Annotated in this window: 18 protein-coding genes and 1 riboswitch; of the genes, 15 read left to right on the top strand and 3 right to left on the bottom strand. The window is 73.0% G+C overall.

The features are described from left to right. Positions 1-105 precede the first annotated feature (105 nt). Entirely contained in the window at positions 106-3345 is a 3240-nt protein-coding gene (locus tag ACIPAE_RS35600; protein ID WP_402451033.1) for an N-acetylmuramoyl-L-alanine amidase, read from the bottom strand. A gap of 223 nt (positions 3346-3568) precedes the next feature. Here ACIPAE_RS35600 and mfd point away from each other — a divergent pair, with 223 nt between their 5' ends. After that, entirely contained in the window at positions 3569-7165 is a 3597-nt protein-coding gene (gene mfd / locus ACIPAE_RS35595; protein ID WP_329368599.1) for a transcription-repair coupling factor, read from the top strand. Between the two features lie 89 nt (positions 7166-7254). On the opposite strand, the gene ACIPAE_RS35590 is transcribed toward mfd, so the two are convergent. Then, entirely contained in the window at positions 7255-8943 is a 1689-nt protein-coding gene (locus ACIPAE_RS35590) for a DUF2079 domain-containing protein (RefSeq protein WP_402451032.1), read from the bottom strand. A 392-nt stretch (positions 8944-9335) separates the two neighbouring features. On the opposite strand from ACIPAE_RS35590, the gene ACIPAE_RS35585 reads away from it, so the two are divergent. The 6 genes from ACIPAE_RS35585 to ACIPAE_RS35560 all read left to right on the top strand — a co-directional run bounded on the left by ACIPAE_RS35585 (position 9336) and on the right by ACIPAE_RS35560 (position 15235). Next, positions 9336-10094 carry a hypothetical protein gene (locus tag ACIPAE_RS35585; RefSeq protein WP_402451030.1) on the top strand — a complete coding sequence of 253 codons (759 nt, stop codon included), beginning with the start codon at positions 9336-9338 and terminating at the stop codon, positions 10092-10094. Next, a complete protein-coding gene (locus ACIPAE_RS35580) occupies positions 10091-11623 on the top strand; it encodes a protein kinase (RefSeq protein ID WP_402451028.1) in 1533 nt (510 codons plus the stop codon). Before ACIPAE_RS35585 ends, ACIPAE_RS35580 begins: the two co-directional genes overlap by 4 nt. 69 nt (positions 11624-11692) lie before the next feature. Further along, complete coding sequence (locus ACIPAE_RS35575) at positions 11693-12433, top strand: HNH endonuclease family protein (RefSeq protein ID WP_366413099.1); 741 nt, start codon at positions 11693-11695, stop codon at positions 12431-12433. Between the two features lie 167 nt (positions 12434-12600). Further along, complete coding sequence (locus ACIPAE_RS35570; protein ID WP_402451025.1) at positions 12601-13278, top strand: SurA N-terminal domain-containing protein; 678 nt, start codon at positions 12601-12603, stop codon at positions 13276-13278. A 146-nt stretch (positions 13279-13424) separates the two neighbouring features. Continuing rightward, positions 13425-14528, top strand: a complete 1104-nt coding sequence (locus tag ACIPAE_RS35565) for a nucleoside triphosphate pyrophosphohydrolase (RefSeq protein ID WP_402451023.1) — start codon at positions 13425-13427, stop codon at positions 14526-14528. A 5-nt stretch (positions 14529-14533) separates the two neighbouring features. Continuing rightward, positions 14534-15235: an endonuclease V gene (locus ACIPAE_RS35560; protein WP_366413096.1), complete on the top strand. Its 702-nt coding sequence runs from the start codon at positions 14534-14536 to the stop codon at positions 15233-15235. A gap of 53 nt (positions 15236-15288) precedes the next feature. Here the strand turns inward: ACIPAE_RS35560 and ACIPAE_RS35555 are convergent, their stop codons facing one another. Continuing rightward, a complete protein-coding gene (locus tag ACIPAE_RS35555) occupies positions 15289-15876 on the bottom strand; it encodes a Uma2 family endonuclease (protein WP_402451020.1) in 588 nt (195 codons plus the stop codon). A gap of 180 nt (positions 15877-16056) precedes the next feature. On the opposite strand from ACIPAE_RS35555, the gene ACIPAE_RS35550 reads away from it, so the two are divergent. The 8 genes from ACIPAE_RS35550 to ACIPAE_RS35515 all read left to right on the top strand — a co-directional run bounded on the left by ACIPAE_RS35550 (position 16057) and on the right by ACIPAE_RS35515 (position 25089). Next, positions 16057-17349, top strand: a complete 1293-nt coding sequence (locus tag ACIPAE_RS35550; protein WP_329368616.1) for a cytochrome P450 — start codon at positions 16057-16059, stop codon at positions 17347-17349. A 171-nt stretch (positions 17350-17520) separates the two neighbouring features. After that, positions 17521-18576 (top strand): transglycosylase family protein, encoded by a 1056-nt coding sequence (locus tag ACIPAE_RS35545; RefSeq protein ID WP_402451018.1) that lies wholly within the window; start codon positions 17521-17523, stop codon positions 18574-18576. 291 nt (positions 18577-18867) lie between these two features. Continuing rightward, positions 18868-19075: riboswitch (cyclic di-AMP (ydaO/yuaA leader) on the top strand. 5 nt (positions 19076-19080) lie between these two features. Then, complete coding sequence (locus tag ACIPAE_RS35540) at positions 19081-19791, top strand: transglycosylase family protein (RefSeq protein ID WP_402451015.1); 711 nt, start codon at positions 19081-19083, stop codon at positions 19789-19791. A gap of 198 nt (positions 19792-19989) precedes the next feature. Further along, positions 19990-21270, top strand: a complete 1281-nt coding sequence (eno, locus tag ACIPAE_RS35535) for a phosphopyruvate hydratase (RefSeq protein WP_329368621.1) — start codon at positions 19990-19992, stop codon at positions 21268-21270. 165 nt (positions 21271-21435) lie between these two features. Next, entirely contained in the window at positions 21436-21945 is a 510-nt protein-coding gene (locus ACIPAE_RS35530; protein ID WP_329368624.1) for a septum formation initiator family protein, read from the top strand. A 116-nt stretch (positions 21946-22061) separates the two neighbouring features. Then, positions 22062-22577, top strand: a complete 516-nt coding sequence (locus tag ACIPAE_RS35525; protein WP_328464797.1) for a DUF501 domain-containing protein — start codon at positions 22062-22064, stop codon at positions 22575-22577. After that, a complete protein-coding gene (locus ACIPAE_RS35520) occupies positions 22574-23527 on the top strand; it encodes a Ppx/GppA phosphatase family protein (protein ID WP_329368626.1) in 954 nt (317 codons plus the stop codon). Before ACIPAE_RS35525 ends, ACIPAE_RS35520 begins: the two co-directional genes overlap by 4 nt. A 341-nt stretch (positions 23528-23868) precedes the next feature. Further along, entirely contained in the window at positions 23869-25089 is a 1221-nt protein-coding gene (locus ACIPAE_RS35515) for an acetyl-CoA C-acetyltransferase (RefSeq protein ID WP_329368628.1), read from the top strand. Positions 25090-25409: the final 320 nt, after the last annotated feature.

Raw genomic sequence — 25409 nt, 5'->3', positions numbered from 1 at the left:
ACGCCCCCGGGCCCCCCCGCCCCCCCCCACGCGGCGCCCGGGGGCCCGCCGCGTCACGTGCCCCGCGCACGCCGCCCGCAGCGGGCGGCGTGCGCGTTCCGGCGTCTAGGACGTGAAGTAGCCGGTGATGTCCGCCAGCAGGTTGACGCTGCCGGCCGAGTTGTAGAAGTCGACCTTGCCGTCGACCACCGGGACCACCACCAGGTTCGGGATGGTCTGCCCGGTCGGGAAGTTGAGGCTGGAGGTGTTCGGCCGCGTGGTGCCGTCGGGGTAGACGATGACGTGGCCGGTGGTGGTCGGGCTGACCGCGGTGACGTTCATGACCACCGCCGTCACCCCGCTCGCGGGCAGGCCGCCGTGGCCGGTGAGCGGCAGGGTGACGGTCTTGCCGCCGGCGACCGCGCCCTTGACGCCGCCGGTGCCGTTGCGGGTGTCCATCAGCCGGGTCGGCCCGGTGGAGTGGAAGAGCGAACCGCTCGCCGCGTAGTAGCCGGTGACGTCGGCGAGCAGGTTGACGCTGCCGGCCGAGTTGTAGAAGTCCACCTTGCCGTTGACCACCGGCACCGTCACCAGGTTCGGGATGGTGGTCTTCGCCGGGAAGTTGAGGCTGGAGGTGTCCGGCTGGGTGGTGCCGTCGGGGTAGACGATCAGGTGGCCGGTGGCGGTCGGGCTGACCGCGGTGACGTTCATGACCACCGCCGTCACCCCGGTGTCGGGGATGCCGGTGGTGCCCCCGGTGACCTGGAGCGAGACCGTCTGCCCCGCCGTCACCGGACCGGTCACCCCGCCGGTGCCGTCACGCGTGTCCATCAGCCGCTCGGGGCCGACCGGATCGAACCGCGACCCGCTGCTGGACGAGGTGTAGTAGCCGGTGACGTCGGCGAGCAGGTTGACGCTGCCGGCCGAGTTGTAGAAGTCCACCTTGCCGTTGACCACCGGCACCACGACCAGGTTCGCGATCGTGCGGCCCGCGGGGAAGTTGAGGCTGGAGGTGTTCGGCTGGGTGGTGCCGTCGGGGTAGACGATGACGTGGCCGGTGGTGGTCGGGCTGACCGCGGTGACGTTCATGACCAAGCCGGTCACACCGCTGCTGGGCACCCCGCCCTTGCCCGCGACCTGCAGGCTGATCGTCTTGCCCGCGCCGACCGCGCCCTTGGTCACGCCGGTGCCGTTGCGGGTGTCCATGATCCGGGTCGGGCCCGCCGCGGTGAACGTCCCGGCCGGCGGAACCACCGCCGAACCCGCCGTGACGTCGCTCGCCTTGACGAAGCCGAGCCGGTGGTTGAACCGGATCGGGTAGTAGACGGTCGTGCCCACCACCCGCGTCTGGTCGCCCGGCGCGCTCTGGTCGATGTTCTTGGCGTAGTAGTAGTCGGCGTTCACCGGGTCGTCGGCGACGTACGACTGGCCGGCCGGGATCGTGTAGCCCAGCGGCGCCACGATCTGGGTGTCCTCGCTCGCCACCCCGGCGATCACCGACGGGTACGCGGACGCCTCCGGGTAGGCCCGGCCGTACACCGGGACCGCGCTGCTGCCGGCGGGTGTGACCACATGGCGCGCGGTGTTGCCGTTCGCGACCGCGAACCGCCCGCCCGGGTTGTAGAACCACGCCTTCTGGCCGCCGTACCAGATCGCCGTCCAGTCGCCCTGGACGCCGGCCACGACGAACGACTGCCCGGCGACCGCCTTGTCGGTCACGTCGGCGGCCTGCGTGGTGCCGTTGGCGACCTTGTTGGCCGCCATCACCGAGTCGCCGATCAGCGCGGCCGACGAGGACGGCGAGGTGCGCAGGTAGACGAAGCTGGTCGGCTGCGCGGCACACGGGTTGGAACTGCAGCCGGTGACCGTCGGCTCGTTCGCCGAGGTGAACGGCGGGTCGATGGTGACCTCGCCGCCCACCACCGGGGTGCCGCCGCCACCGGGAGTGGCGCCGAGCAGGTCGAGGTAGTGCGACCAGTTCCAGTACGGGCCCGGGTCCCAGTGCATGCTGGTGAGCTGGGCGGTCTGCGGCGAGGGCACATCGTCGTGGCCGAGGATGTGCTGCCGGTCGAGCGGCACGTCGAACCGGTTCGCCAGGTAGCGCACCAGCGCCGCCGACGACTCGTAGAGCGACTCGCTGTACCAGGACGCGCCGGAGATCGCGATGCCCTCGTGCTCGATGCCGATCGAGTGCGCGTTGATGTAGTAGTTGCCGGCGTGCCAGGCCACGTTCTTGGTCTGCACGACCTGGGTGACCAGCCCGTCGGACGAGCGCACGATGTAGTGCGGGGTGGCGTACTTCGTCGGGTCCTGGAATATGCCCAGCGCGCTGCTGTAGCTGCCCTCGGTGTCGTGGATGACGATGTACTTGATGGAGTTGCCGTCGGCCGGGCGGTTCGCCAGGTCGTAACTGCCGTACTTCGACTTGTCGTTCGGGTCGGTCTGCTTGTAGGCGGCCGGCACGTAGTTGCACGTCAGGCCGGACGGGCACTCGGGCGTCGGGTTCGCGGCAGGGGTGGCGGTACCGGCCGCGCCGGCCTTCGTCTCCTGCGCGGCCTCCGCGGTCGCCGACGGCAGGCCGAGGTCCTTCAGAGCCGAGGTCCTGGGCGCCACGGCCGGCTCGGCCGCGAGCGTGACCAGTTGGCCGTCGGCGGTGGTGCGCGAGGCCCCGGTCCGCAGCGTGGTGTAGACGCGGTCCGCGTACTGGCCGGCGCCCTGGGCGTCGGTGGACTGGCTGAAGCGGGCCACGGCGCCGTACCAGGCGCCCGGGTCGGCCGGCAGGGAGCCGGCCAGCTGCTTCTCGTAGTGCGCGAGCAGCGCCGCGCCGCCCCGGACGCTCTGCAGCGGGTCGCTGCGCAGGCGCGCCTGCGACGTCCCGGTCAGCGCGGCCGCCGCGTCCAGCGTGCGGTAGGCGGCGGTCGGGCCGGCCGCCGACGGTGTGGCGGTGGCGCGCGGCGCGGCCGGGGCGGCACTGCCGCCCTCACCGCGCTGGCCGGTGTCCGGCGCGGTGCCCGCGGCCCGCAGGGCGGCGGTGTCCACATGGGTCAGGCCCATGACGTTGTAGTTGCCGGTGGTGCTGGGTGCTCCGGCGTGCGTGTCCCACAGCGACTGGTGGTAGGCCACCGCCATGAGCAGGCCCTCGGGCACCTGGAACTCCTTCGCGGCGCTCGCGAAGTCCCCCTGCAGCGTGTCGCGCGCGGTGCCGGCTGTGCTGACCGCCGTGCTGCCCGCGGCGCTCGCGCCGCTCCTGGCCGGTGCGGCCTGCGCCACACCCGTCCAGGACAGTGCGCCCGCGACGACGGCGGCCACCGCCACCGTCCACGCTCCGCGCGGCCCCCCGCGGCGCCCCTGATCTGCCTCTCTCAAGGCCCCTCCCCACAATCCTCGGTTTCCGGGGCCCGGTGTGCCGGGCCCGAAGCTGGCAACGTAGCAGCACGCTCCCCGGACGCGGAGGCGCCAGGAGCGGTCCGGCGGTGGCTGTCACCGGTACGTCGTACGCTGGAGGTACCCCCGGCCCGTGCGACGTGTCGGGCGCTTCGCGTTGCTCTGCCCTCTTCTTCGGGCCCTCTTCTTTCGGGACGGAACCCTGATGAGTCTGAACGGTCTGGTCGACGTCGTCGTCGAGGACGCCGCTCTCGCCGAGGCGGTCGAGTCCGCCGCCGCGGGCAACCGCCCGCAGGTGGACCTGGTCGGTCCGCCCGCCGCGCGCCCCCTGGTGGTCGCCGCGCTGGCCGCCCGCGCGCGCCGTACGGTGCTCGCGGTCACCGCCACCGGCCGCGAGGCCGAGGACCTGGCCGCGGCGCTGCGCTCCCTGCTGCCGCCGGACACGGTGGCGGAGTACCCGTCGTGGGAGACGCTGCCGCACGAGCGGCTGTCCCCGCGCAGCGACACCGTGGGCCGGCGGCTGGCGGTGCTGCGCCGGCTGGCCCATCCGCACGCCGACGACGTGGTGGCCGGCCCGGTCCAGGTGGTGGTCGCGCCGATCAGGTCGGTGCTCCAGCCGCAGGTCAAGGGGCTCGGCGACCTGGAGCCGGTGTCCTTGCGCAGCGGTGGCAGCGCGGATCTGGACGCCGTGGTCGACGGACTGGCGGCGGCCGCGTACGCCCGGGTGGAGCTGGTCGAGAAGCGCGGCGAGTTCGCGGTGCGCGGCGGCATCCTCGACGTCTTCCCGCCCACCGAGGAGCACCCGCTGCGGGTGGAGTTCTGGGGCGACGAGGTCGAGGAGATCCGCTACTTCAAGGTCGCCGACCAGCGCTCCCTGGAAGTCGCCGAGCACGGCCTGTGGGCGCCGCCCTGCCGCGAGCTGCTGCTGACCGAGCAGGTCAGGGCCCGGGCGGCGGCCCTGGCGGCCGAGCACCCCGAGCTGGACGAGCTGCTGGGCAAGATCGCCGAGGGCATCGCGGTCGAGGGCATGGAGTCGCTGGCCCCGGTGCTGGTCGACGACATGGAGCTGCTGCTCGACGTGCTGCCGGCCGGTTCGATGGCGGTGGTCTGCGATCCGGAACGGGTCCGCACCCGGGCCGCGGACCTGGTGGCGACCTCCCGGGAGTTCCTGGAGGCGTCCTGGGCGGCCTCGGCGGGCGGGGGCGCCGCGCCGATCGACCTGGGCGCCGCCTCCCTGTGGTCCATCGCCGACATCCGGGAGCACGCCCGCCGCCTCGGCACCCCGTGGTGGTCGGTGAGCCCGTTCGCCGCCGACGAGCAGGGCGCCGCGCCCGCCGGACCGTACGACGAGCGCCCCTCGCTCGGGCCCGAGCTGGAGTTCGGCGACACCCTGCGGCTGGGCATGCACGCCCCCGAGCTGTACCGCGGCGACACCGCCCGCGCGCTCGCCGACACCAAGGGCTGGCTCGCCGAGGGCTGGCGCACGCTCTACGTCACCGAGGGCCACGGCCCGGCGGCGCGGCTGGTGGAGGTGCTGGGCGGCGAGGGCATCGCGGCCCGGCTGGACCCGGAGCTGACCGACCCGGCCATGCTGGCGCCCTCCGTGGTGCACGTGGCGACCGGCTCGCTGGAGCACGGCTTCGTGGACGCCGCGCTGAAGCTCGCGGTGCTCACCGAGACCGACCTGTCCGGGCAGCGCTCCACGGCCAAGGACATGGGCCGGATGCCGTCGCGGCGCCGCAAGACCATCGACCCGCTCACCCTCACCGGCGGCGACTACATCGTGCACGAGCAGCACGGCGTCGGCCGCTACGTGGAGATGGTGCAGCGCACCGTCCAGGGCGCCACCCGCGAGTACCTCGTGGTGGAGTACGCCCCGGCCAAGCGCGGCCAGCCCGGCGACCGGCTCTTCGTCCCCACCGACCAGCTCGAACAGGTCACCAAGTACGTGGGCGGCGAGGCCCCCTCGCTGCACCGGCTCGGCGGCGCGGACTGGACCAAGACCAAGGCGCGCGCGAAGAAGGCGGTCAAGGAGATCGCCGCCGACCTGATCCGGCTGTACTCCGCGCGGATGGCCGCGCCCGGCCACACCTTCGGCCCCGACACGCCCTGGCAGCGCGAGCTGGAGGACGCCTTCCCGTACGCGGAGACGCCCGACCAGCTGACCACCATCGCCGAGGTCAAGTCGGACATGGAGAAGTCCGTGCCGATGGACCGGCTGATCTGCGGCGACGTCGGGTACGGCAAGACCGAGATCGCGGTGCGCGCCGCGTTCAAGGCGGTCCAGGACGGCAAGCAGGTGGCGGTCCTGGTGCCGACCACCCTGCTGGTGCAGCAGCACATGGGCACCTTCGCCGAGCGGTACTCCCAGTTCCCGGTGAACGTCCGCGCGCTGTCGAGGTTCCAGACCGACAGCGAGGCGAAGGCGGTCCTGGAGGGGCTGCGGGAGGGCTCCGTCGACCTGGTGATCGGCACCCACCGGCTCTTCTCGTCGGAGACGAAGTTCAAGGACCTCGGCCTGGTCATCGTCGACGAGGAGCAGCGCTTCGGCGTCGAGCACAAGGAGCAGCTCAAGAAGCTGCGCGCCAACGTCGACGTGCTCACCATGTCCGCGACGCCGATCCCGCGCACGCTGGAGATGGCGGTCACCGGCATCCGCGAGATGTCCACCATCACCACCCCGCCCGAGGAGCGCCACCCGGTGCTGACGTTCGTCGGCCCCTACGAGGAGAAGCAGATCGGCGCCGCCATCCGCCGCGAACTGCTGCGCGAGGGCCAGGTGTTCTACATCCACAACCGGGTGGAGTCCATCGACCGGGCCGCGGCGCGGCTGCGCGCCATCGTGCCGGAGGCGCGGATCGCCACCGCGCACGGGCAGATGGGGGAGTCGCAGCTCGAACAGGTGGTGGTGGACTTCTGGGAGAAGCGGTTCGACGTGCTGGTGTCCACCACGATCGTGGAGTCCGGCATCGACATCGCCAACGCCAACACCCTCATCGTCGAGCGCGGCGACACCTTCGGGCTCTCCCAGCTCCACCAGTTGCGCGGCCGGGTGGGCCGCTCCCGCGAGCGCGGCTACGCGTACTTCCTGTACCCGCCGGAGAAGCCGCTCACCGAGACCGCGCACGAGCGGCTGGCCACCATCGCCCAGCACACCGAGATGGGCGCGGGCATGTACGTCGCGATGAAGGACCTGGAGATCCGCGGCGCGGGCAACCTGCTCGGCGGCGAGCAGTCCGGGCACATCGCGGGGGTCGGCTTCGACCTGTACGTGCGGATGGTCGGCGAGGCCGTCGCGGACTACCGCAACGCGCTGGAGAGCGGCGGCGAGCCGGAGGAGGAGCTGCTGGACGTGAAGATCGAGCTGCCGGTCGACGCGCACGTCCCGCACGACTACGCGCCCGGCGAGCGGCTGCGGCTCCAGGCGTACCGGTCGATCGCCGCCGCGAACAGCGAGGAGGACATCGCCGCGGTGCGCGAGGAGCTGACCGACCGCTACGGCAAGCTGCCCGAGCCGGTGGAGAACCTGCTGCTGGTGGCCGCGTTGCGGATACTGGCCCGCAAGGTCGGCGTCGGCGACATCACGCTCCAGGGCGGCAACGTCCGCTTCGGGCCGGTCGAGTTGCGCGAGTCCCAGGAGCTGCGGCTCGGCCGGATCTACCCGCGCTCGGTGATCAGGCACGCCACGAAGCAGGTGCTGGTGCCGCGCCCGGCGACCGCCCGGATCGGCGGGAAGCCGGTGGTGGGCCGCGAACTGCTCCAGTGGACCGCGCAGTTCCTGACCACGGTGCTCGACAACTAGGCGCGGGGCAGCCGGGTGCCCGGCTGCACGAGGCGCCCGCGGTACGGCGGGCGCCTCGGCGTGGCACCGGCCCGTTCCACCGGCTCGCCCTACCGGCCGCCCGATGTGAGGTGGAGCACCACATATCCCTGGTTGTCGGCGACCATGCTGTAGGTGGCGGCCGGGTGCAGCTGCTTGGCGTACGTCACCGGGTCGCCGGCCCAGCCGGATGTGTTGTCGATCGCGATGTACTGCGGGGTGACGCCCTGGGTGTCGCCGACCCAGTACACGGTGGTGCGGTGCACCAGGTGGCTGATCGGGCCGACGTTCGCCTCCACGGTGGCGCCGTCGGGGATCTCGTCGAGGGTGTGCTCGATCGCCTTGGTGCGGGCGTCGACCTTGTAGGTGGCCGAGTGGCTGAGCGATGCCAGGGGGAGGGTCAAGGTCAGCGCCAGGGCGGCGCCGGCCGCGGCCGCGGGCAGCCCGGAGGCGTAGGAGCGCAGCCAGGGGCGCGGGCTGCGCCGGGAGGTCACGGCGGCGTCCACGAGGGCGAGCATGACCACCGGCATCAGCACCGCGCTGTAGTGCCAGTCGGTGCCCCAGTAGTGGTCGTCGTGCGAGACGAACCGCCAGCCGATGGTGGGCAGCGCGGCGAGGATCAGCGGGGAGCGCAGGGCGAGCAGCCCGGTGGTGGGCAGCAGAATCCACAGCAGGGTGTGGGCCGCGGTGTCGAACGGGATGTGCCCGGGCATCGGGGCGCCGTTGCCGTTCAGCTTGTTCCAGTAGTCGTACCCGCCGGTCTTGTTGAACGCCGGGATGATCACGGCGAAGGCGAGCGCGGACATGGCGACCCCGAATCCGGCCAGGCCGATCGCCCAGGGGCCGAAGCGCAGGGCGTCGGACAGCCGCCCCCCGTGGGCGCCGTGCCCGGTGCGGCCGTCGCCCTCGGTGCCGGGGTCGGTGGCGGAACCGGGGCCGGCGGTGGCGGGACCGGTGCCGGACTCCGCGGCGGGCTCGCCCGGCGCGGTGCCGGTGTCCGTACCGTGGTCCGTGTCGGCGCGCGCCGCGTCCACCGCCTCGGCGCCCCGCTCCTCCCGGGTGCGCCACCACACGATCACACCGATCGCGGCGGCCGTGACACCCATGTCCTCCTTGACGAAGACCAGCGGCACCGCCCACCACATCGCCGCCGCCCAGCGCTTGCGCAGCACCGCCTCCAGGGAGAAGGCCAGCAGCGGCATCGCGAACGCGATCTCGTGGAAGTCGAACTGGACGGCCTTCTGCACGCCCCACGACAGTGCGTAGGCCACCCCGATCGCGAGCCCGCGGCCCCGCCCGAGCAGCAGCCCGGCGACCCGGGTCACCGGGATCACCGACACCGCGAACAGCAGCGCCTGGGCGACCAGCAGCGTCACCGGGGTCGGGAAGACCCGGTAGAAGGGCGCGATCAGCGCGGTGATCGGGCTGAAGTGGTCGCCGAGGATGTTGAACCCCGGGCCCTTGAGGTCCGCGACCGGCGCGTGCAGGTGGGCGTAGGACTTGATCGCCTGCTCGAAGATGCCCAGGTCCCAGGACATCGTGAGCAACTGCCGGTAGCGGGTCACCGACAGCGCGGTGTAGGCGGCGAAGAAGACGACCGCGAGCACGTAGGGGTCCGCGCCGGCGCCGAACCTGCGCAGCCGCAGCCCGGTGCCGCCGGCCCCGCCGGCGGCCTTCGCCGCGCCCGCGCCCGCCACGGCATCGGCGCCGGCGTCGGCGTCGGCCTCCTGCGCCGGGATGACGGCCTCGGCCCTGTCCATCGTCGTCCTCCAGCGGAAGCGGGGTCGGGGTCTGCCGGAAAAGATACGGGACGACGCTGTGCCGGCGGGACCCCGCGCGGCACGGGCACCGACCGGGTGCCGCGAACGGTCCCCCGCCCCGGCGTCCGCGGGCGAAGGCGCGGGCGAGGCGCGGGCGAAGCACGGACGGTGCGCGGACGGTGCACGGACGCCGGGTCGCGCCGGGGAACCGGGCCGGCCGAAATAGTTATCCACAGGTCGGGGGTGAGCGGGGGACGGCCGCGCTCTGCGGCCGATACGCTCACAGGGTGTTCGCCGATGGGTGGGCGCGGGCACCCGCGGTGTCCGTGTGGCGGCGGACGTCGAGCAGTCACCGCCCGCCGTCCGTGGCCCGACGACCCAGGAGCACCCACATGTACGGCCCAGGTCCGGTGACGCAGGGGCCCAGGCCCGCACACCCCACGACTGCCGTCGTGCTGCGGGTGATCCTCACCGTGCTGCCGGTGGTCACCCTGGGCTTCCTCGCGTGGTGCTCGATGCTGTACCTGGCGGTGCTGCGCAAGCGCACCTCCGACTGGCTGATGCTGGCCGTCGCGGTCGGCATGGCGGTGATCGCCGTGGTCTGCTTCGGGCTGTCCGACGACGACAACGACTGGCAGGCCAACACCGGCGGCACCCTCATCCTGATCTGCATGTTCGGCGGCGCGGTGTACTTCCTGGTCGCCGACATCCTCAGGTACCGCACCGGCCACCAGGGGTGGCCCGCCGCGGCCGGCTACCCGCAGCCGAACCCGTACGCCACCGGCTACGGCACCGGCTACGGCACCGGCGGCCCGATGGTGCCCCCGCCGCACCAGGGCTACCCGGACCCGCGGCAGTACCCCGGTCCGGCCGCCCACCCGGCCCCGATGCAGGGCGCGCCGAACATACCGAGCATGCCCAGCGTGCCGAACGCGCCGGTGAACCAAGGCCCGTCCACCCCGTCGCCCTCCCGCCCGGCCACCCCGCCGCCGGTGAACCGTCCCGCCACCCCGACCCCCGTGCCCCGTCCCACCCCGCCGCCGGCCCCCCGCATCGACCAGGTCCGGGCCGAACTCGACGAGCTGAGCGACTTCCTGCGCAAGGAGCGCGGCGACAGCCAGGACAGCGGTGAGGGCGAGGGGGCCAGGTGACCGGTCGGCTCATCGCCGGGCGGTACGAACTGGCCGCGATCATCGGCCAGGGCGGCATGGGGCAGGTGTGGACCGCGTACGACCGGCGGCTGGACCGCCGGGTCGCGGTGAAGCTGCTGCGCCCCGACAAGGTCGCCGGCGGGGACAACGTGGAGGAGCTGCGGCAGCGGTTCGACCGCGAGTGCCGGGTCACCGCCCAGGTCGACCACCCCGGCCTGGTCACCGTGCACGACGCGGGCGCCGACGGCGACGAGCTGTATCTGGTGATGCAGTACGTGGAGGGCAGCGACCTCGGCGACCACCTGGCCGCGCACACGCCCTACCCGTGGCCGTGGGCGGTCGCCGTCGGCGCGCAGTTGTGTGCCGCGCTGTCGGCCGTGCACGCCGTCCCGATCGTCCACCGCGACCTCAAGCCGCGCAACGTGATGATCAGGACCGACGGCACCGTCACCGTGCTCGACCTGGGCGTCGCGTCCGTGATGGACACCGACACCACCCGGCTCACCCACACCGGCTCGCCGATCGGCAGCCCCGCGTACATGGCGCCCGAGCAGGCGATGGGCGGCGCCATCGGCCCGCGCACCGACCTGTACGCCCTGGGCGTGGTGCTGCACGAACTGCTCGGCGGCGAGGTGCCGTTCGGGGCGCCGACGGCGCTCGGCGTGCTGCACGGCCACCTGTACGAGCCGCCGACGCCGCTGCGCCGCATACGCCCCCAGGTGCCCGAGCCGCTGGAGGCCCTGGTGCTGCGGCTGCTGGCGAAGGACCCGCAGGACCGCCCGGAGGACGCGCAGGACGCCTTCCGGCAGCTCGTCGCCCTGGTGCCGCCCGGCGGGCCCCGCTCCGCGCCGCTCGGCCCGATGGACCCCACCCGGCCGTTCCTGCGCCCGCACGCCCCCTGGCCGGACAAGCCCGCGCCCGCGCCGCTGCCCGAACGCCCCGCCTACCCGCCGGCGGTGAACTCCGCGGGCCCCGACCTGGCCGCAGCCGTCGACGAGGTGCGCCGGCTGCTGGCCGCGGGCCGGATCACCCAGGCCGTGGACGTGCTCGGCGGGCTGCTGCCGGCCGCCGCCGAGAAGCACGGCGAGCACTCCCCGGTGCTGCGCAGCCTGCGCAAGCAGTACGCCGCCACCTTGATGGAGGACGGCCAGTACCGCCGCGCGCTGCCCGAACTGCGCCGGCTGTCCGAGGAGTTCGCCTCCCAGTACGGCGGCGCGGACCGGCAGGCCCTGCAGTACCGCTACGAAGCGACGCAGTGCCTGGAGCAGTTGGGCGACACCACCTCCGCGCTGTCCGAATACCGCGTCCTGCTGCCCTACTTCGAGCGCTGGGCCGCCACCGACCCCGGGCCGCCGCTGGAGATCCGGCGCCGGATCGGCCACCTGCTGCTGTCCGTCGGCGACCGGCACGCGGCCCGCGACGTGCTGACCCGCCTGCTCTACGACTCCGAGCGGGTGCGCGGACTCCACCACCCCTTCCCGGCGGAAGTGCGCCGTACGCTCGCCTGGTTGGGGCAGGTTCAGGGGTAGGACCTGCCGTTCGGCAGGGCGGGAGGGGCGGGTGGCGCCCCGGACGAGCGAACTTCCGAGGTGTGATCGATGGGCATACGCAGGACGCGGGCGCTGGCCTGCACGGCGGTACTGGCCGCGACGCTGGGCGTCGCCGGGTGCAAGGACACCAGCCTGGGCGCGGACCCCACCAGCAGCGCGAGCGGCGGCGGCAACACCGGTGCCACCGGCGGCGATCCGGGTGCCACCCCGAGCGCCGCCCACGGCAGTGCGCTGGCCGCCGCGAACGCCCTGAAGGTCAAGGGCCGTGCCCCGAAGACCGGTTACTCCCGCGACCAATTCGGCCCCGCCTGGGCCGACGTGGACCACAACCACTGCGACACCCGCGACGACATACTGCAACGCGACCTCACCAAGAAGACGTACCGGGCCGGCACCAAGGACTGCGTCATCACCGGCGGCACCCTCGCCGACCCGTACACCGGCACCCGGATCGTCTACAAGCGCGGCGCCAGCAAGGTCGACATCGACCACGCCGTGGCCCTGTCCGACGCCTGGCAGAAGGGCGCCCAGCAGTGGTCCAAGGACCGCCGCGAGGACTTCGCCAACGACCCGCTGAACCTGCTCGCCGTCGACTCCTCCACCAACCGCCGCAAGAGCGACGGCGACACCGCCACCTGGCTGCCCCCGAACACGTCGTTCCGCTGCTCCTACGTGGCCCGCCAGGTCGCCGTGAAGAAGAAGTACGGCCTTTCGGTCACCTCCGCCGAGCAGGCCGCCATGCGCAAGGTGCTGAACACCTGCCCGAAGCAGCTGCTTCCCACCGGCTGACCGGCCGCAACCCTCCCGGCCCGGATCACGTTGTGCAGAGTGCTGGATATCGGCCGCCGTTGGTCAATATCCTCGTGCTCGATCATCCATCACGCCAGGAACGCGAGACGCGAGACGCGAGGAGAACCTCCCCGCTGTTCCCCGCCGTCACCCGCCGGGAGGCACCCATGGTCCGCCGCCGTACCGCCGTCTCCACCGCCGCAGTCGCACTGCTGCTGGCCTCGCCCGCGCTGACCGCGTGCGGGTCGGGGCCCAACCGCACGGGCGCGGCCGCGGTGGTCGGCGGCCAGCGGGTCACCGTGTCGACCGTGCAGGCGCGCGTCTCGGACCTGCGGACGGCCGCGAACGGCAACCCGCAGGCCGCACAGGCGGTGTCCGGCGCCACCCAGCTGCCGACCCAGGTGCTCAACGTGATCGTGCAGACCCAGGTGGTGGACAAGGCGCTCGCCGACAAGGGGCTGACGGTGTCCGCGGGCGAGGTGCAGCGGGAGTACGACGCCGAGGTGCAGCAGCTCGCCGGCGGCTCCCAGAAGAGCTACGAGGCCGGCATGCTCGCGCAGTACGGCACGCCGCCCGACCAGATCGACAGCTACCTGCACGAGAAGATCGCGATCACGAAGATCATCGCGGCGCTCGGGTACCAGCCGGGCAGCGACGGCGGCGAGAAGGCTCTGGAGGACTACATGGTGCAGACCGCCAAGTCGCTCCATGTGCACATCAACCCGCGGTACGGCGTCTGGGACGGCAAGAGCGCGTCCATCGGCAAGGTCAAGGACCCGTGGGTGATCGACAAGACCCCGGTGACGAGCCCTGACGACACCGCCGCGCCCACCGACGTCGCCTGAGCGCCTCGCCGGACCTGAGCGCTCCGCCGGACCTGACCGCCTCGCCGGACCCTGAGCGCCTCGTCGCCCGCCCGCGCCCGGCCGCCCGCCCCGTCGATCGCCGGGCGGGTGATCGCCGGGCCGGCGGCGCGCGGTACGTTCGAGGGGTGACCGAAGAACCCGCCGCCGTGCCCCCCGGGCGCCTGGTGCTGCTCACCATGAGCCACCGGGTCGCGCCCGGCCTGCTCTCCTGGCCCGCGTGGCAGGTGCTGCGCGACGCCGACCGCGTGCTGTGCGCGGACCCGGACCACCCGCAGCTGCCCTACCTGCGGCAGGCCGGCGTCACCGTCGAGACGGCGGCGCCGACCGGGCAGCAGCTGGTGGACGCCACCGCGGGCGGCCGCACCGTGGTGTACCTGCCGCCGGACGCCGGCGCGGACCCGGCCGTCACCGACGAGCTGGCCCGGCTGGGCGGCTCCGGCCGGGTCGCGATGCCCGAACTGGAGCTGCTGCCGGGGTCGTACGACCTGCCCGGCGCGCGACTGCTCGACCTGGTGCGGGTGATGGACCGGATCAGGGCCGAGTGCCCGTGGAGCAGCACCCGCACCCACGAGGACCTCGCCGCGTACGGCATCGAGGAGATGTACGAACTTGTCGAGGCGATCGAGGAGGGCGACCGGACCGCCGTCCGCGAGGAGTTGGGCGACGTGCTGCTCCAGGTGGTCTTCCACGCGGCCATCGCCGAGGGCGACCCGGAGGAGCCGTACGGCATCGACGACGTCGCCGCGGGCCTGATCACCAAGCTGATCCACCGCCACTCGCACATCTTCGGCGACGAGCAGGCCCGGACCCCGGAGGAGGTCCGCGCGATCTGGCTGCGGCGCAAGGGCGCCGAGAAGGCCCGGGAGTCCGTCACCGAGGGCGTCCCGGTCGCCGCCCCCGCCCTCGCGCTCGCGGCGAAGCTCGCCGGCCGCGCGCGGGCCGCGGGACTCCCGCTGCCCGCCGTCCCGGCCGCGCCCGGTGCCGGCGACGAGACCGCGCTCGGCGACCACCTGCTCGCGGAGGCCGCCGCCGCGCAGTCCGCGGGCATCGACCCGGAGCGCGCGCTGCGGCAGGCCGCACGCCGCTACCGGGCCGCGACGAAGGCCGCGGAGGCGCGTCGCGCGGCGCAGACCGGTAGCGGTACCGGTACCGGTACCGGTACCGGTCCGTCGGGCGACGCGGACGCCGACGCCGCCGACACCACCGGCCGTACCGTGGAAGGCGGTTGACGCCGGTGCGGCTGGACGTCCCCTATGCCTGGCCGGCCGGCGAGGCCGAAGCCCTCGCACTCCAGGAGCGGCTGCGGCCGCTCGCCGACCACCGCGGCCCCGGGCCGGCCGCGCCCCGCCTGGTCGCGGGCCTCGACGTCGCCTACGCCGGCGACGGGCGCGGCACCGGCGACCTGGTCGCGGCCGCCGTCGTGGTGATCGACACGGCGACCCTCGGCGTGGTCGAGCGCGCCACCGCCGTCGCGACCACCGCCTTCCCGTACGTTCCGGGCCTGTTCGCCTTCCGCGAGCTGCCCGCCCTGGTCGCCGCGCTGCGCAAGCTGACGACCACCCCCGACCTGCTGCTGTGCGACGGGCACGGCCGCTCCCACCCGCGCCGCTTCGGCCTCGCCTGCCATCTCGGGGTGCTCACCGGCCTGCCGACCGCGGGCGTCGCCAAGACCCCCTTCACCGGGCGGCACGACCCGGCCGCCCTCGGCCCGGACCGCGGCGACCACGCCGACCTGGTGGACGACGGCGAGGTGGTCGGCCGCGCGCTGCGCACCCAGAGCGGCGTCAAGCCGGTCTACGTCTCCACCGGCCATCTGATCGACCTGCCGACCGCCTGCGCCCGCGTCCTGGACCTGTCCCCGCGCTACCGCCTCCCCGAGACCACCCGCCAGTCCGACCGGCTGTGCAGGGACGAACTGGCGGCAGCGGCCGGATGACGACACCGGTTCCCGCCGGTCGTTCCGTCGCGGTGGTCCCGGGTCGTCCCCGATCAGTCCAGGATCAGTTCCATCTCGATGGGGAACGGGACGGCCACCTTGAGCTGATGGTGGTGGATGCCGGTGATGACATACGTGCCGCTGGCGGGTTCGAGTTCGTAGACGTAGACCACTGGTTCCTCGCCATTGCGTTCAACGCGCCAGAAGTGCTCGATGCCGGCCCGGGCGTACTTCTGGGGCTTCGCCGTGCGATCCCGCTCCACCGACTCCTGCGAGACCACCTCGATGGCCAGCCTGACGTCCGCAGGCTCGTAGGAGGTCTGCTCGGGCCCCTTTCTCGCCCGGCGCGGCACCACCATCAAGTCCGGCTCCGGCCGGTCGCGCTCGCCCAGTCTTGTCGTCATCTCGCGTACGACGTAGAACTCCTCCGGCACCTGCGTACGCAGCCCGTACTCCAGCAGCCACAGCGTCGCCATGTGGAAATGAGTCCGCGGACTCACGAAGAACAGCCCTCCGTCGATCATCTCGGTGTGTGCCGGGAGGCCCGGAATGCGGTCCAGGTCGTCCGCGGTCCACCCACCGGGCGGCGGCTCGGGCCAGGTGAAGCCCGTGCCCTGATCGCCTTCGGCTGCGGTGCTCATCAGCGCTCCCATGCGACGGATTTTGGCGCGTACGGAAAGCGTACCCAGGTCGGACGACGATCCCTCACCCGAAAGGGTGAACCGAGCCCGCCGGGACCGCGCTGACCAGGGGAAATGTTGCCCCGGTGGCATCGTCCGCCCGGGCCCGGCGCAAGCGAGGGCGCCCGATACGGTCAGGGGGTGACCGACCTACCCCCGCCGCCGCACGGCACGCCCCCGGCGCAGCCGGAACTGTTCTCCTGGGAGTTCGCCACCGACCCCTACCCCGCGTACGCGTGGCTGCGCGAGCACGCGCCCGTGCGGTGGACGACGCTGCCCAGCGGAGTCGGGGCGTGGCTGGTGACGCGGTACGCCGACGCGCGGCAGGCGCTGGCCGACGGGCGGCTGAGCAAGAACCCGGTGCACCACGCGGGGGAGTCGGTCGCGAAAGGGAGGACCGGCATCCCGGGGGAGCGGACCGCGGAGCTGACGACGCATCTGCTGAACATCGACCCGCCCGACCACACCCGGCTGCGCCGCCTGGTGTCGAAGGCGTTCACGCCGCGTACGGTCGCGGTCTTCGAGCCGCGGGTACGCGAGTTGACGGACGGTTTCATCGACGCGTTCGCGGGCCGGGGCGAGGCGGACCTGATCCACGAGTTCGCCTTCCCGCTGCCGATCCACGCCATCTGCGACCTGCTCGGGGTGCCGAGGCAGGACCAGGACGACTTCCGGGACTGGGCCGGGATGATGGTGCGTCACGCCGTGCCGGGCCAGGGCGGCGGGCCGCGAGGCGGGGTGGCCCGGGCGGTGAAGAAGATGCGGGCGTATCTCGTCGAGTTGATCCACCGCAAGCGCGGCGACCTCGGCGACGACCTGATCTCGGGGCTGATCCGGGCGAGCGACCACGGCGAGCACCTGACGGAGAACGAGGCCGCCGCGATGGCCTTCATCCTGCTCTTCGCCGGCTTCGAGACCACCGTCAACCTGATCGGCAACGGTGTGCACACCCTGCTGGCCCACCCCGCGCAGCGCGCCGCCCTCCAGGAGTCGCTGGCGGCCGGTGAGAGCGCGCTGCTGGAGTCCGCGGTCGAGGAACTGCTGCGCTACGACGGCCCGGTGGAGATGGCGACCTGGCGGTACGCCACCGGGCCGCTGGAGATCGGCGGCCGGCCGATCGCGGCCGGCGACCCCGTGCTGGTGGTGCTGGCCGCCGCCGACCGCGATCCGGCCAGGTTCGCCGCCCCGGACACGCCGGACCTCGCCCGCCGCGACAACCCGCATCTCGGCTACGGGCACGGCATCCACTACTGCCTGGGCGCGCCGCTCGCGCGGCTGGAGGCGAGGACCGCGTTCGCCGCGCTGCTGACCCGCCTGCCGGACCTGCGGCTGGCCGTGGAACCGGCCGAACTGCGCTGGCGCGGTGGCCTGATCATGCGTGGACTGCGTACCCTGCCGGTGGAGTTCACCGCCGAGGCCACGCCCGTCAGGTGACGCGGCGTCAGCACCGTGATCGCGACGTGATGATCGCTACACCGACTTGTGACGCACTGGCCAAGCCCGCTACGTTCTGCGGTCAACGCAAGGCGTGTACCGCGTGGCCCGTGGCACGACGCGTGGCAGGGCCCACGGAAATGGCTTACGGCTTGAACGAAAGGCGACCGCATGCTCTCGTCCGGTAACGGCCGGCACCGACGCCCCCGGCAGGCCCCGGCGGCAGTGGTGACCGTGGCGACCGCCGCCGCGACAGGCGTCGGTATCGCGCTCCCCCTGATCAGCGCCGGCTCGGCCCAGGCGGCCGACGCGACCACCTGGGACAAGGTGGCGGCGTGCGAGACCGGCGGCGTGTGGGGCGCGAACACCGACAACGGCTTCTTCGGAGGTCTGGCGATCACCCAGGACACCTGGGACCAGTACGGCGGCGACGCGTACGCCAAGCGGCCCGACCTCGCGACCCGGGCGCAGCAGATCACCGTCGCCCAGAAGATCCTCACCGACCTCGGCCCCAACGCGTGGCCGGGCTGCGAGCTCACCACCGGGCTGCTCATCGACACCGCGACGCCGGACGTCGACCCGACCGCCACGCCGGTGCCCGACCCTTCGGGCCCCACCGGCATCCAGCCGAGCTCCGGTGCGACCACCGCGCCGTCCGACTCCGGCACGCCCACCACGTCGCCGACCACGCCGGACGACCCGGGCACCCCGACCACGGGCACGCCGACCGACCCGGGCACGCCCACCACCGGCACCCCGAGCACGCCGCCGTCCGGCTCCGGCACGCCCACCACGTCGCCGACCGCGCCGACCGGCTCGGGCACGCCGACCACGGGCACGCCGACCGACCCGGGCGCGCCCACCACCGGCTCCGGACGGCACGGGAAGCCGTACGACCCGACCGACGACGAACTGGCCGCCCAGGACCGGGCCACCAGGACCGAGGTCTTCTCGACCGCCGACCCCACCCCCGCCTCCGACGGCGCGAACGGCGGCGGCGGCAGCGGCAGCCAGGGTGCCCACCGGACCAAGCCGTCCACCGGGCAGCCCGCCGAGGGCAAGAGCACCACCGACGGTTACGAGGTCGGCTCCGGCGACTCGCTCTCCGGCATCGCCGCCGCGCACCACGTCGCCGGCGGCTGGCACCAGCTCTACGAGACCAACCACGCCCTCATCGGCGACGACCCCAACCTCATCAAACCGGGACAGATCCTCAACCTCGGCTGAGCGGAAGGCGCGTGGCGGCCGGAAGACAAACCGGACGTATCAACTCCCGGCCGCCGCCGCCGATGTGACAAGGGTCTCGCGGCCTCGTTCGGCCGTTCGATCGTCAACTCGCGAATGCCACCCTCCCGACCTGCGCCGATATCCACCCGCCGAGCGTGAGCGCGCAGTTGGAGCCCGCCGCCGGAATGTTTGAAGAACCCGGTGCGGTGTGCTTAACGTCTAAGCGCTCGCCACAGCGGGCCCCGTTCGGAGCGGAACGCCGAGTCCTGCCGCCGCCCCACGGGAACAGTCGACGCGAAAGCGCCGCAGGCAGGAGCGGGGGACCCAAGGTCTTCCGCCGGACCAGCCGCACGCCGCGGCGACGGACAGCGACCGTCGCGGCCACCGCGGCAGCACGGTCCGGCTCGGGGTGAAGCCGAATCGCCGCCTGAGGCGGCGCGGCCGGGCAACTCACGTCCGAACCCGACAGCTCACCTCGTAGGCGTCGGTGAGGGCTATAACAACATGGGTAAGCACCGTCGTGCCTCGAAGAGGTTTGTCCGCATCGCCACGCTCGCCGGAGTCGCCGGCACCGCGATCACCGTTCCGCTGATCGCCAGCACGTCCGCCTCCGCCGCCTCCGTCGCCACCTGGGACGCGGTCGCCCAGTGCGAGTCCGGTGGCAACTGGTCCATCAACACCGGCAACGGCTACTACGGCGGCCTGCAGTTCTCGCAGTCCAGCTGGGAGGGTGCGGGCGGTCTGCAGTACGCCCCGCGCGCCGACCTGGCCACCAAGGACCAGCAGATCGCGATCGCCGAGAAGCTGCTCGCCATGCAGGGCCCGGGTGCCTGGTCCTGCGCGTCGGCCGGCGGCCTGACCTCCGGTGGCCCGTCCCCGGACATCAACCCGTCCGGCTCGTCGTCCTCGTCGTCGTCCTCCTCCTCGTCGTCGAGCACGCCGTCCACCCCGGCCGCGTCCGCTCCCTCGAAGTCGACGTCGACCAGCACGCACACCGGCACCCCGCAGAGCAGCCGCAGCACCACCCGGCACGCCGCGCCGACCAGCATCCCCAAGGGCGACGGCGAGTACACCGTGGTCAAGGGCGACAGCCTCTCCAAGATCGCGGCCGCGCACCACGTGTCCGGCGGCTGGCACAAGCTGTTCTCGCTCAACCACGACATCGTCAAGGACGCCGACCTGATCTACCCGGGCCAGCACCTGCACCTGAGCTGAACACCGGGTAACACCGGAACGAAGGTCCCCACCGCCCCGGCCGGGCGCGCGCCCCGAACCGCGCGCGCCCGGCCGGCGCGTTCCCGCGGGACCGCGGCCGCCGGCCGTCTCAGGGGTCGGGCCTTCCGCCAACGCGGGTGGGGAAGCCGGTTAGGCTCGTCCTGATAAAGACGAGAAGACATCTCAGAAGGAGACAACGTGCCGTCCATCGACGTCGTCGTAGCCCGGGAAATCCTCGACTCGCGAGGCAACCCCACCGTCGAGGTCGAGGTCGGCCTCGACGACGGCAGCACCGGCCGCGCCGCGGTCCCGTCCGGCGCCTCCACCGGCGCCTTCGAGGCCCTCGAACTGCGTGACGGCGAGAGCGACCGCTACCAGGGCAAGGGCGTGCGCAAGGCGGTCCTGTCGGTCAGCGACCAGATCGGCCCCGAGCTGGTCGGGTACGACGCGACCGAGCAGCGCCTCATCGACCAGGCGATGCTCGACCTGGACGCCACCCCGGACAAGTCCTCGCTCGGCGCCAACGCCATCCTCGGTGTGTCGCTGGCCGTCGCGCACGCCGCCTCCGAGGCGTCCGACCTGCCGCTCTTCCGCTACCTCGGCGGCCCGAACGCGCACGTGCTGCCGGTCCCGATGATGAACATCCTCAACGGCGGCTCGCACGCGGACTCCAACGTCGACATCCAGGAGTTCATGATCGCCCCGATCGGCGCCGAGTCCTTCTCGGAGGCCGTCCGCTGGGGTGCCGAGGTCTACCACACCCTCAAGGGCGTGCTGAAGTCCCGCGGCCTGTCCACCGGCCTCGGCGACGAGGGCGGCTTCGCGCCGAACCTCGGCTCCAACCGCGAGGCCCTCGACCTCATCGTCGAGGCGATCAAGCAGGCCGGCTACGCGCCCGGCCAGGACGTCGCGCTCGCGCTCGACGTGGCCGCGTCCGAGTTCTACAAGGACGGCAAGTACCAGTTCGAGGGCGGCGAGAAGTCGGCCGCCGAGATGACCGAGTACTACGAGGACCTGGTCGCCTCCTACCCGCTGGTCTCCATCGAGGACCCGCTGTTCGAGGACGACTGGGACGGCTGGAAGGTGCTCACCGACCGGCTCGGCGCGAAGGTGCAGATCGTCGGCGACGACCTGTTCGTCACCAACCCCGAGCGCCTGCAGAGGGGCATCGACCACGACACGGCCAACGCGCTGCTGGTGAAGGTGAACCAGATCGGCTCGCTGACCGAGACGCTGGACGCCGTCGAGCTGGCCCAGCGCAACGGCTACAAGTGCATGATGTCGCACCGCTCCGGCGAGACCGAGGACGTCACCATCGCCGACCTCGCCGTCGCCACCAACTGCGGCCAGATCAAGACCGGCGCCCCGGCCCGCTCCGAGCGCGTCGCGAAGTACAACCAGCTGCTGCGGATCGAGGAGATCCTGGACGACGCCGCGGTCTACGCCGGCCGCAGCGCCTTCCCGCGCTTCAAGGGCTGAACGCCGCCGCGGACGGCCGCTGAGAGCCCCCGGGCCCCCGGCGGCCGTCCACCGCTCGGCGGCTGACGTCCCGTCAGCCTGCGGACGTCCCCGCACCCGGTCCCGTACCGTGGGGCGGGGACGTACGCATCTGACCGTCAGCAGGACGGCGAGGGGAGTCACGGCGTGGGGTCGGACCGCTTCTCTGACCGCTTCACCACCTCGGCCCGGCTCAAGGCCATCGGCCAGGAGGCGCAGGCGCGCGTCTACCGTGCCGCGGCCCGGCGGCCGGTGCGGCGCAACAAGCTCACCGGGCGCGCGGCGCTGCTGGCGCTGGTGCTGTGCGCGCTCGTGGTCGCGCTCGCCTACCCGACCCGGCAGTACATCGCCCAGCGCTCCGACATCGCCGACCAGCGCCGCGCCGCGCAGCAGGCGAAGCGGAAGGTCGAGCAGCTGCGCGAGGAGAAGGCCCGCTGGCAGGACCCGGACTACGTCCGCACCCAGGCCCGCGCGCACCTGCACTTCGTGCTGCCGGGCGAGACCGGCTACTCGGTCGCGGGCACCGCCGGCACCGGCGACCCCGATCCCGCCGCCGAGCGCCGCGCCACCGACGAGGCCGCCGCGCACCGCCCGTGGTACGACAACATGTGGGACGGCGTCGACCAGGCCGACGCGGCAGCGGCCCCCCGGCGCTGACCGCCGAAGCCCCCGCGGGCCCCGGCCCGCGGTCCTGCTCCGCCCCGCCGCCCGTCCCGCCGCCCGTCCCGACCCCCGCCGCCCGAACTCCCGCACACCGCAAAGCAGAACGGCTCATGGACACCACCCCGGAACAGACCCCGCCCACCGAGTCCGACATCGCCGCCGTGCGCGCGCAGCTCGGCCGCGAGCCGCGCGGCCTGCGCGCCGTCGCGCACCGATGCCCCTGCGGCAACCCGGACGTCGTCGAGACCGCGCCCCGGCTGGAGGACGGCAGTCCCTTCCCGACGACGTACTACCTCACCTGCCCGCGCGCGGCCTCCGCGATCGGCACCCTGGAGGCGGAGGGCGTGATGAAGCGGATGACCGCCCGGCTCGCCGAGGACGAGGAGCTGGCCGCCGCCTACCGCGCCGCCCACGAGGACTACCTCGCCCGCCGCGACGCCATCGAGGTGCTGCCCGGCTTCCCCAGCGCGGGCGGGATGCCCGACCGCGTCAAGTGCCTGCACGTGCTCGCCGCCCACTCGCTGGCCGCGGGCCCGGGCGTCAACCCGCTCGGCGACGAGACGCTCGCGCTGCTGCCCGAGTGGTGGGCCAAGGGCCCCTGCACCGGTGAGGGGACCGCCAAGTGACGGTACGGGTGGCCGCGATCGACTGCGGCACGAACTCGATCCGGCTGCTGGTCGCCGACGTCGACCCGGCCACGGGCGGCCTCACCGACCTGGACCGGCGGATGCGGATCGTCCGGCTCGGGCAGGGCGTGGACCGCACCGGCCGGCTCGCCCCGGAGGCGCTGGAGCGCACCTTCGCGGCCTGCCGGGAGTACGCCGAGGTGATCGGCGCGCACGGGGTGGCGCCGGAGCACATCCGCTTCGTGGCCACCTCCGCGTCGCGCGACGCGGAGAACCGCGACGACTTCGTGAACGGTGTCGTCGCCCTCCTCGGGGTGCGCCCGGAGGTGATCTCCGGCGCCCAGGAGGCGGAGTACTCCTTCACCGGCGCCACCCGCGAACTGACCGGCGCCCCCGACCTGGCACCGCCCTACCTGGTGGTGGACATCGGCGGCGGCTCCACCGAGTTCGTGCTGGGCGACCGCGAGGTGACCGCCGCCCGCTCGGTCGACATCGGCTGCGTGCGGATGACCGAGCGCCATCTGCTGGTGGACGGCGCGGTGGTGGACCCGCCGACCCCCGAGCGGGTCGCCGCGATCACCGCCGACATCGACGCGGCCCTCGACCAGGCGGCCGCCGACGTCCCCCTCGACCGGGCCCGCACCCTGGTGGGCCTGGCCGGTTCGGTCACCACGATCTCCGCGATCGCCCAGGACCTGCCCGCCTACGACCCGGCCGCGATCCACCACTCCCGGGTCCCGGTCGAGCGGGTCCGCGAGATCACCGGCCGGCTACTGGCCGCCACCCACGCCGAGCGCGCCGCGATCCCGTCGATGCACGAGGGCCGGGTCGACGTGATCGCCTCGGGCGCCCTGGTGCTGCTGCGCATCATGGAGCGCACCGGCGCGAAGGAGGTCGTGGTGAGCGAGCACGACATCCTCGACGGCATCGCGTTCGCGGCGGCGGGTTGAGCGGGGCGCGCGGTTTTTGAGCGTTGATCGGGTTGAGCGGGTCGAGCGGGTCGAGCGTTGATCGGGTTCGGCGGGTTCAGCGGGTCGGCGGTCGCGCGGCTTGATCGGCTTGATCGGCTCGCGCGGATTGAGCGGATTGAGCGGGGCGAAAACGGGTATGGCGTAGGCGTCCGCGGGTAAGCAAGCGCTCAGAAAGTATCCCGCATCACAGCGGCGGCCTGGTGACGCGCTCCGCTACGTGCGGGTAACTTCCCAGGGGGCCCGGCGACGGCCCCACGCCGCGCCGGCCGGCGCCGCACCTGCCGGCCGGCGGTCCCGCCGCCTCGAAGAGGAGTGTCGCGATGCCCGAAGCCGTCATCGTCTCAGCCGCCCGTTCGCCCATCGGGCGTGCCTTCAAGGGCTCGCTGAAGGAACTGCGCCCGGACGACCTGGCCGCCACCATCATCAGGACCGCGCTGGAGAAGGTGCCGCAGCTCGACCCGCGCGACATCGAGGACCTGATGCTCGGCTGCGGCCTGCCCGGCGGCGAGCAGGGCTTCAACATGGCCCGGATCGTGGCCGTGCGGCTGGGCATGGACCACCTGCCGGGCTGCACCGTCACCCGCTACTGCTCCTCGTCGCTGCAGACCACGCGGATGGCGCTGCACGCCATCAAGGCGGGCGAGGGCGACGTGTTCGTGTCGGCGGGCGTGGAGATGGTCTCGCGCTTCACCAAGGGCAACTCCGACAGCCTGCCCGACACGATGAACCCGCTCTTCGACGAGGCGCGGGCGCGTACCGAGAAGCGCGCCGAAGAGGGTGGCGGGCAGTGGCACGACCCGCGCCAGGACGGGGCGGTGCCCGACGCGTACATCGCGATGGGCCAGACGGCCGAGAACCTGGCGGCGCTGAAGGGCATCAGCCGCCAGGAGCAGGACGAGTTCGGCGTCCGCTCGCAGAACCTCGCGGAGGAGGCGCTCAAGAACGGCTTCTGGGAGCGCGAGATCACCCCGGTGACGCTGCCGGACGGCACCGTGGTCGCCAAGGACGACGGGCCGCGCGCGGGCGTCACCATGGAGGGCGTGGCGGGCCTGAAGCCCGTCTTCCGCCCCGACGGCACCGTGACGGCCGGCAACTGCTGCCCGCTCAACGACGGCGCCGCCGCCCTGGTGATCATGTCCGACACCAAGGCGCGCGAGCTCGGCGTCACCCCGCTGGCCCGGGTGGTCTCCACCGGCGTCTCCGGGCTGTCCCCGGAGATCATGGGCTACGGCCCGGTGGAGGCGTCCAAGCAGGCGCTCAAGCGGGCGGGCATGGCCATCGGCGACATCGACCTGGTGGAGATCAACGAGGCGTTCGCCGCGCAGGTCATCCCCTCCTACCGGGACCTGGGCATCGACCTCGACCGGCTGAACGTCAACGGCGGCGCCATCGCGGTCGGCCACCCCTTCGGCATGACCGGCGCCCGGATCACCGGCACGCTCCTCAACAGCCTTCAGTTCCACGACAAGCAGTTCGGCCTGGAGACGATGTGTGTCGGCGGCGGCCAGGGCATGGCGATGGTGATCGAGCGGCTCAGCTGAGCCGAGCCGAAGCGGGCCGAGCTGAGCATCGAATCGCGCCGAACCGGGCTGAGCTGGACCTTGTCACGGCGCGCGATGACGCGACTTCTTTGTGTACGCAGTGTGACGTAAGTCGCAATCAAATTGCCCCCGGGACGTGATTTTCCCGGGGGCGTTCGCGTTTTCCCAGGTCAGGTCGGGTGTTGTGGAACTGGGCAAGGGGGCAGACCTGTTCAATTCATGACGTTCCGCACTGCAAAGGCCAGGGGTTTACCGGCAGAGTGAGTGAGGGGGAAGTTTCGCCCACCGTCCTGGTGGGCATTGCTCGGGTCGCATCAGTC

It is taken from the genome of Streptomyces sp. NPDC087270 (assembly GCF_044744625.1).
Taxonomy (GTDB): domain Bacteria; phylum Actinomycetota; class Actinomycetes; order Streptomycetales; family Streptomycetaceae; genus Actinacidiphila.
This window is presented reverse-complemented; position numbering and strand designations above follow the sequence as displayed.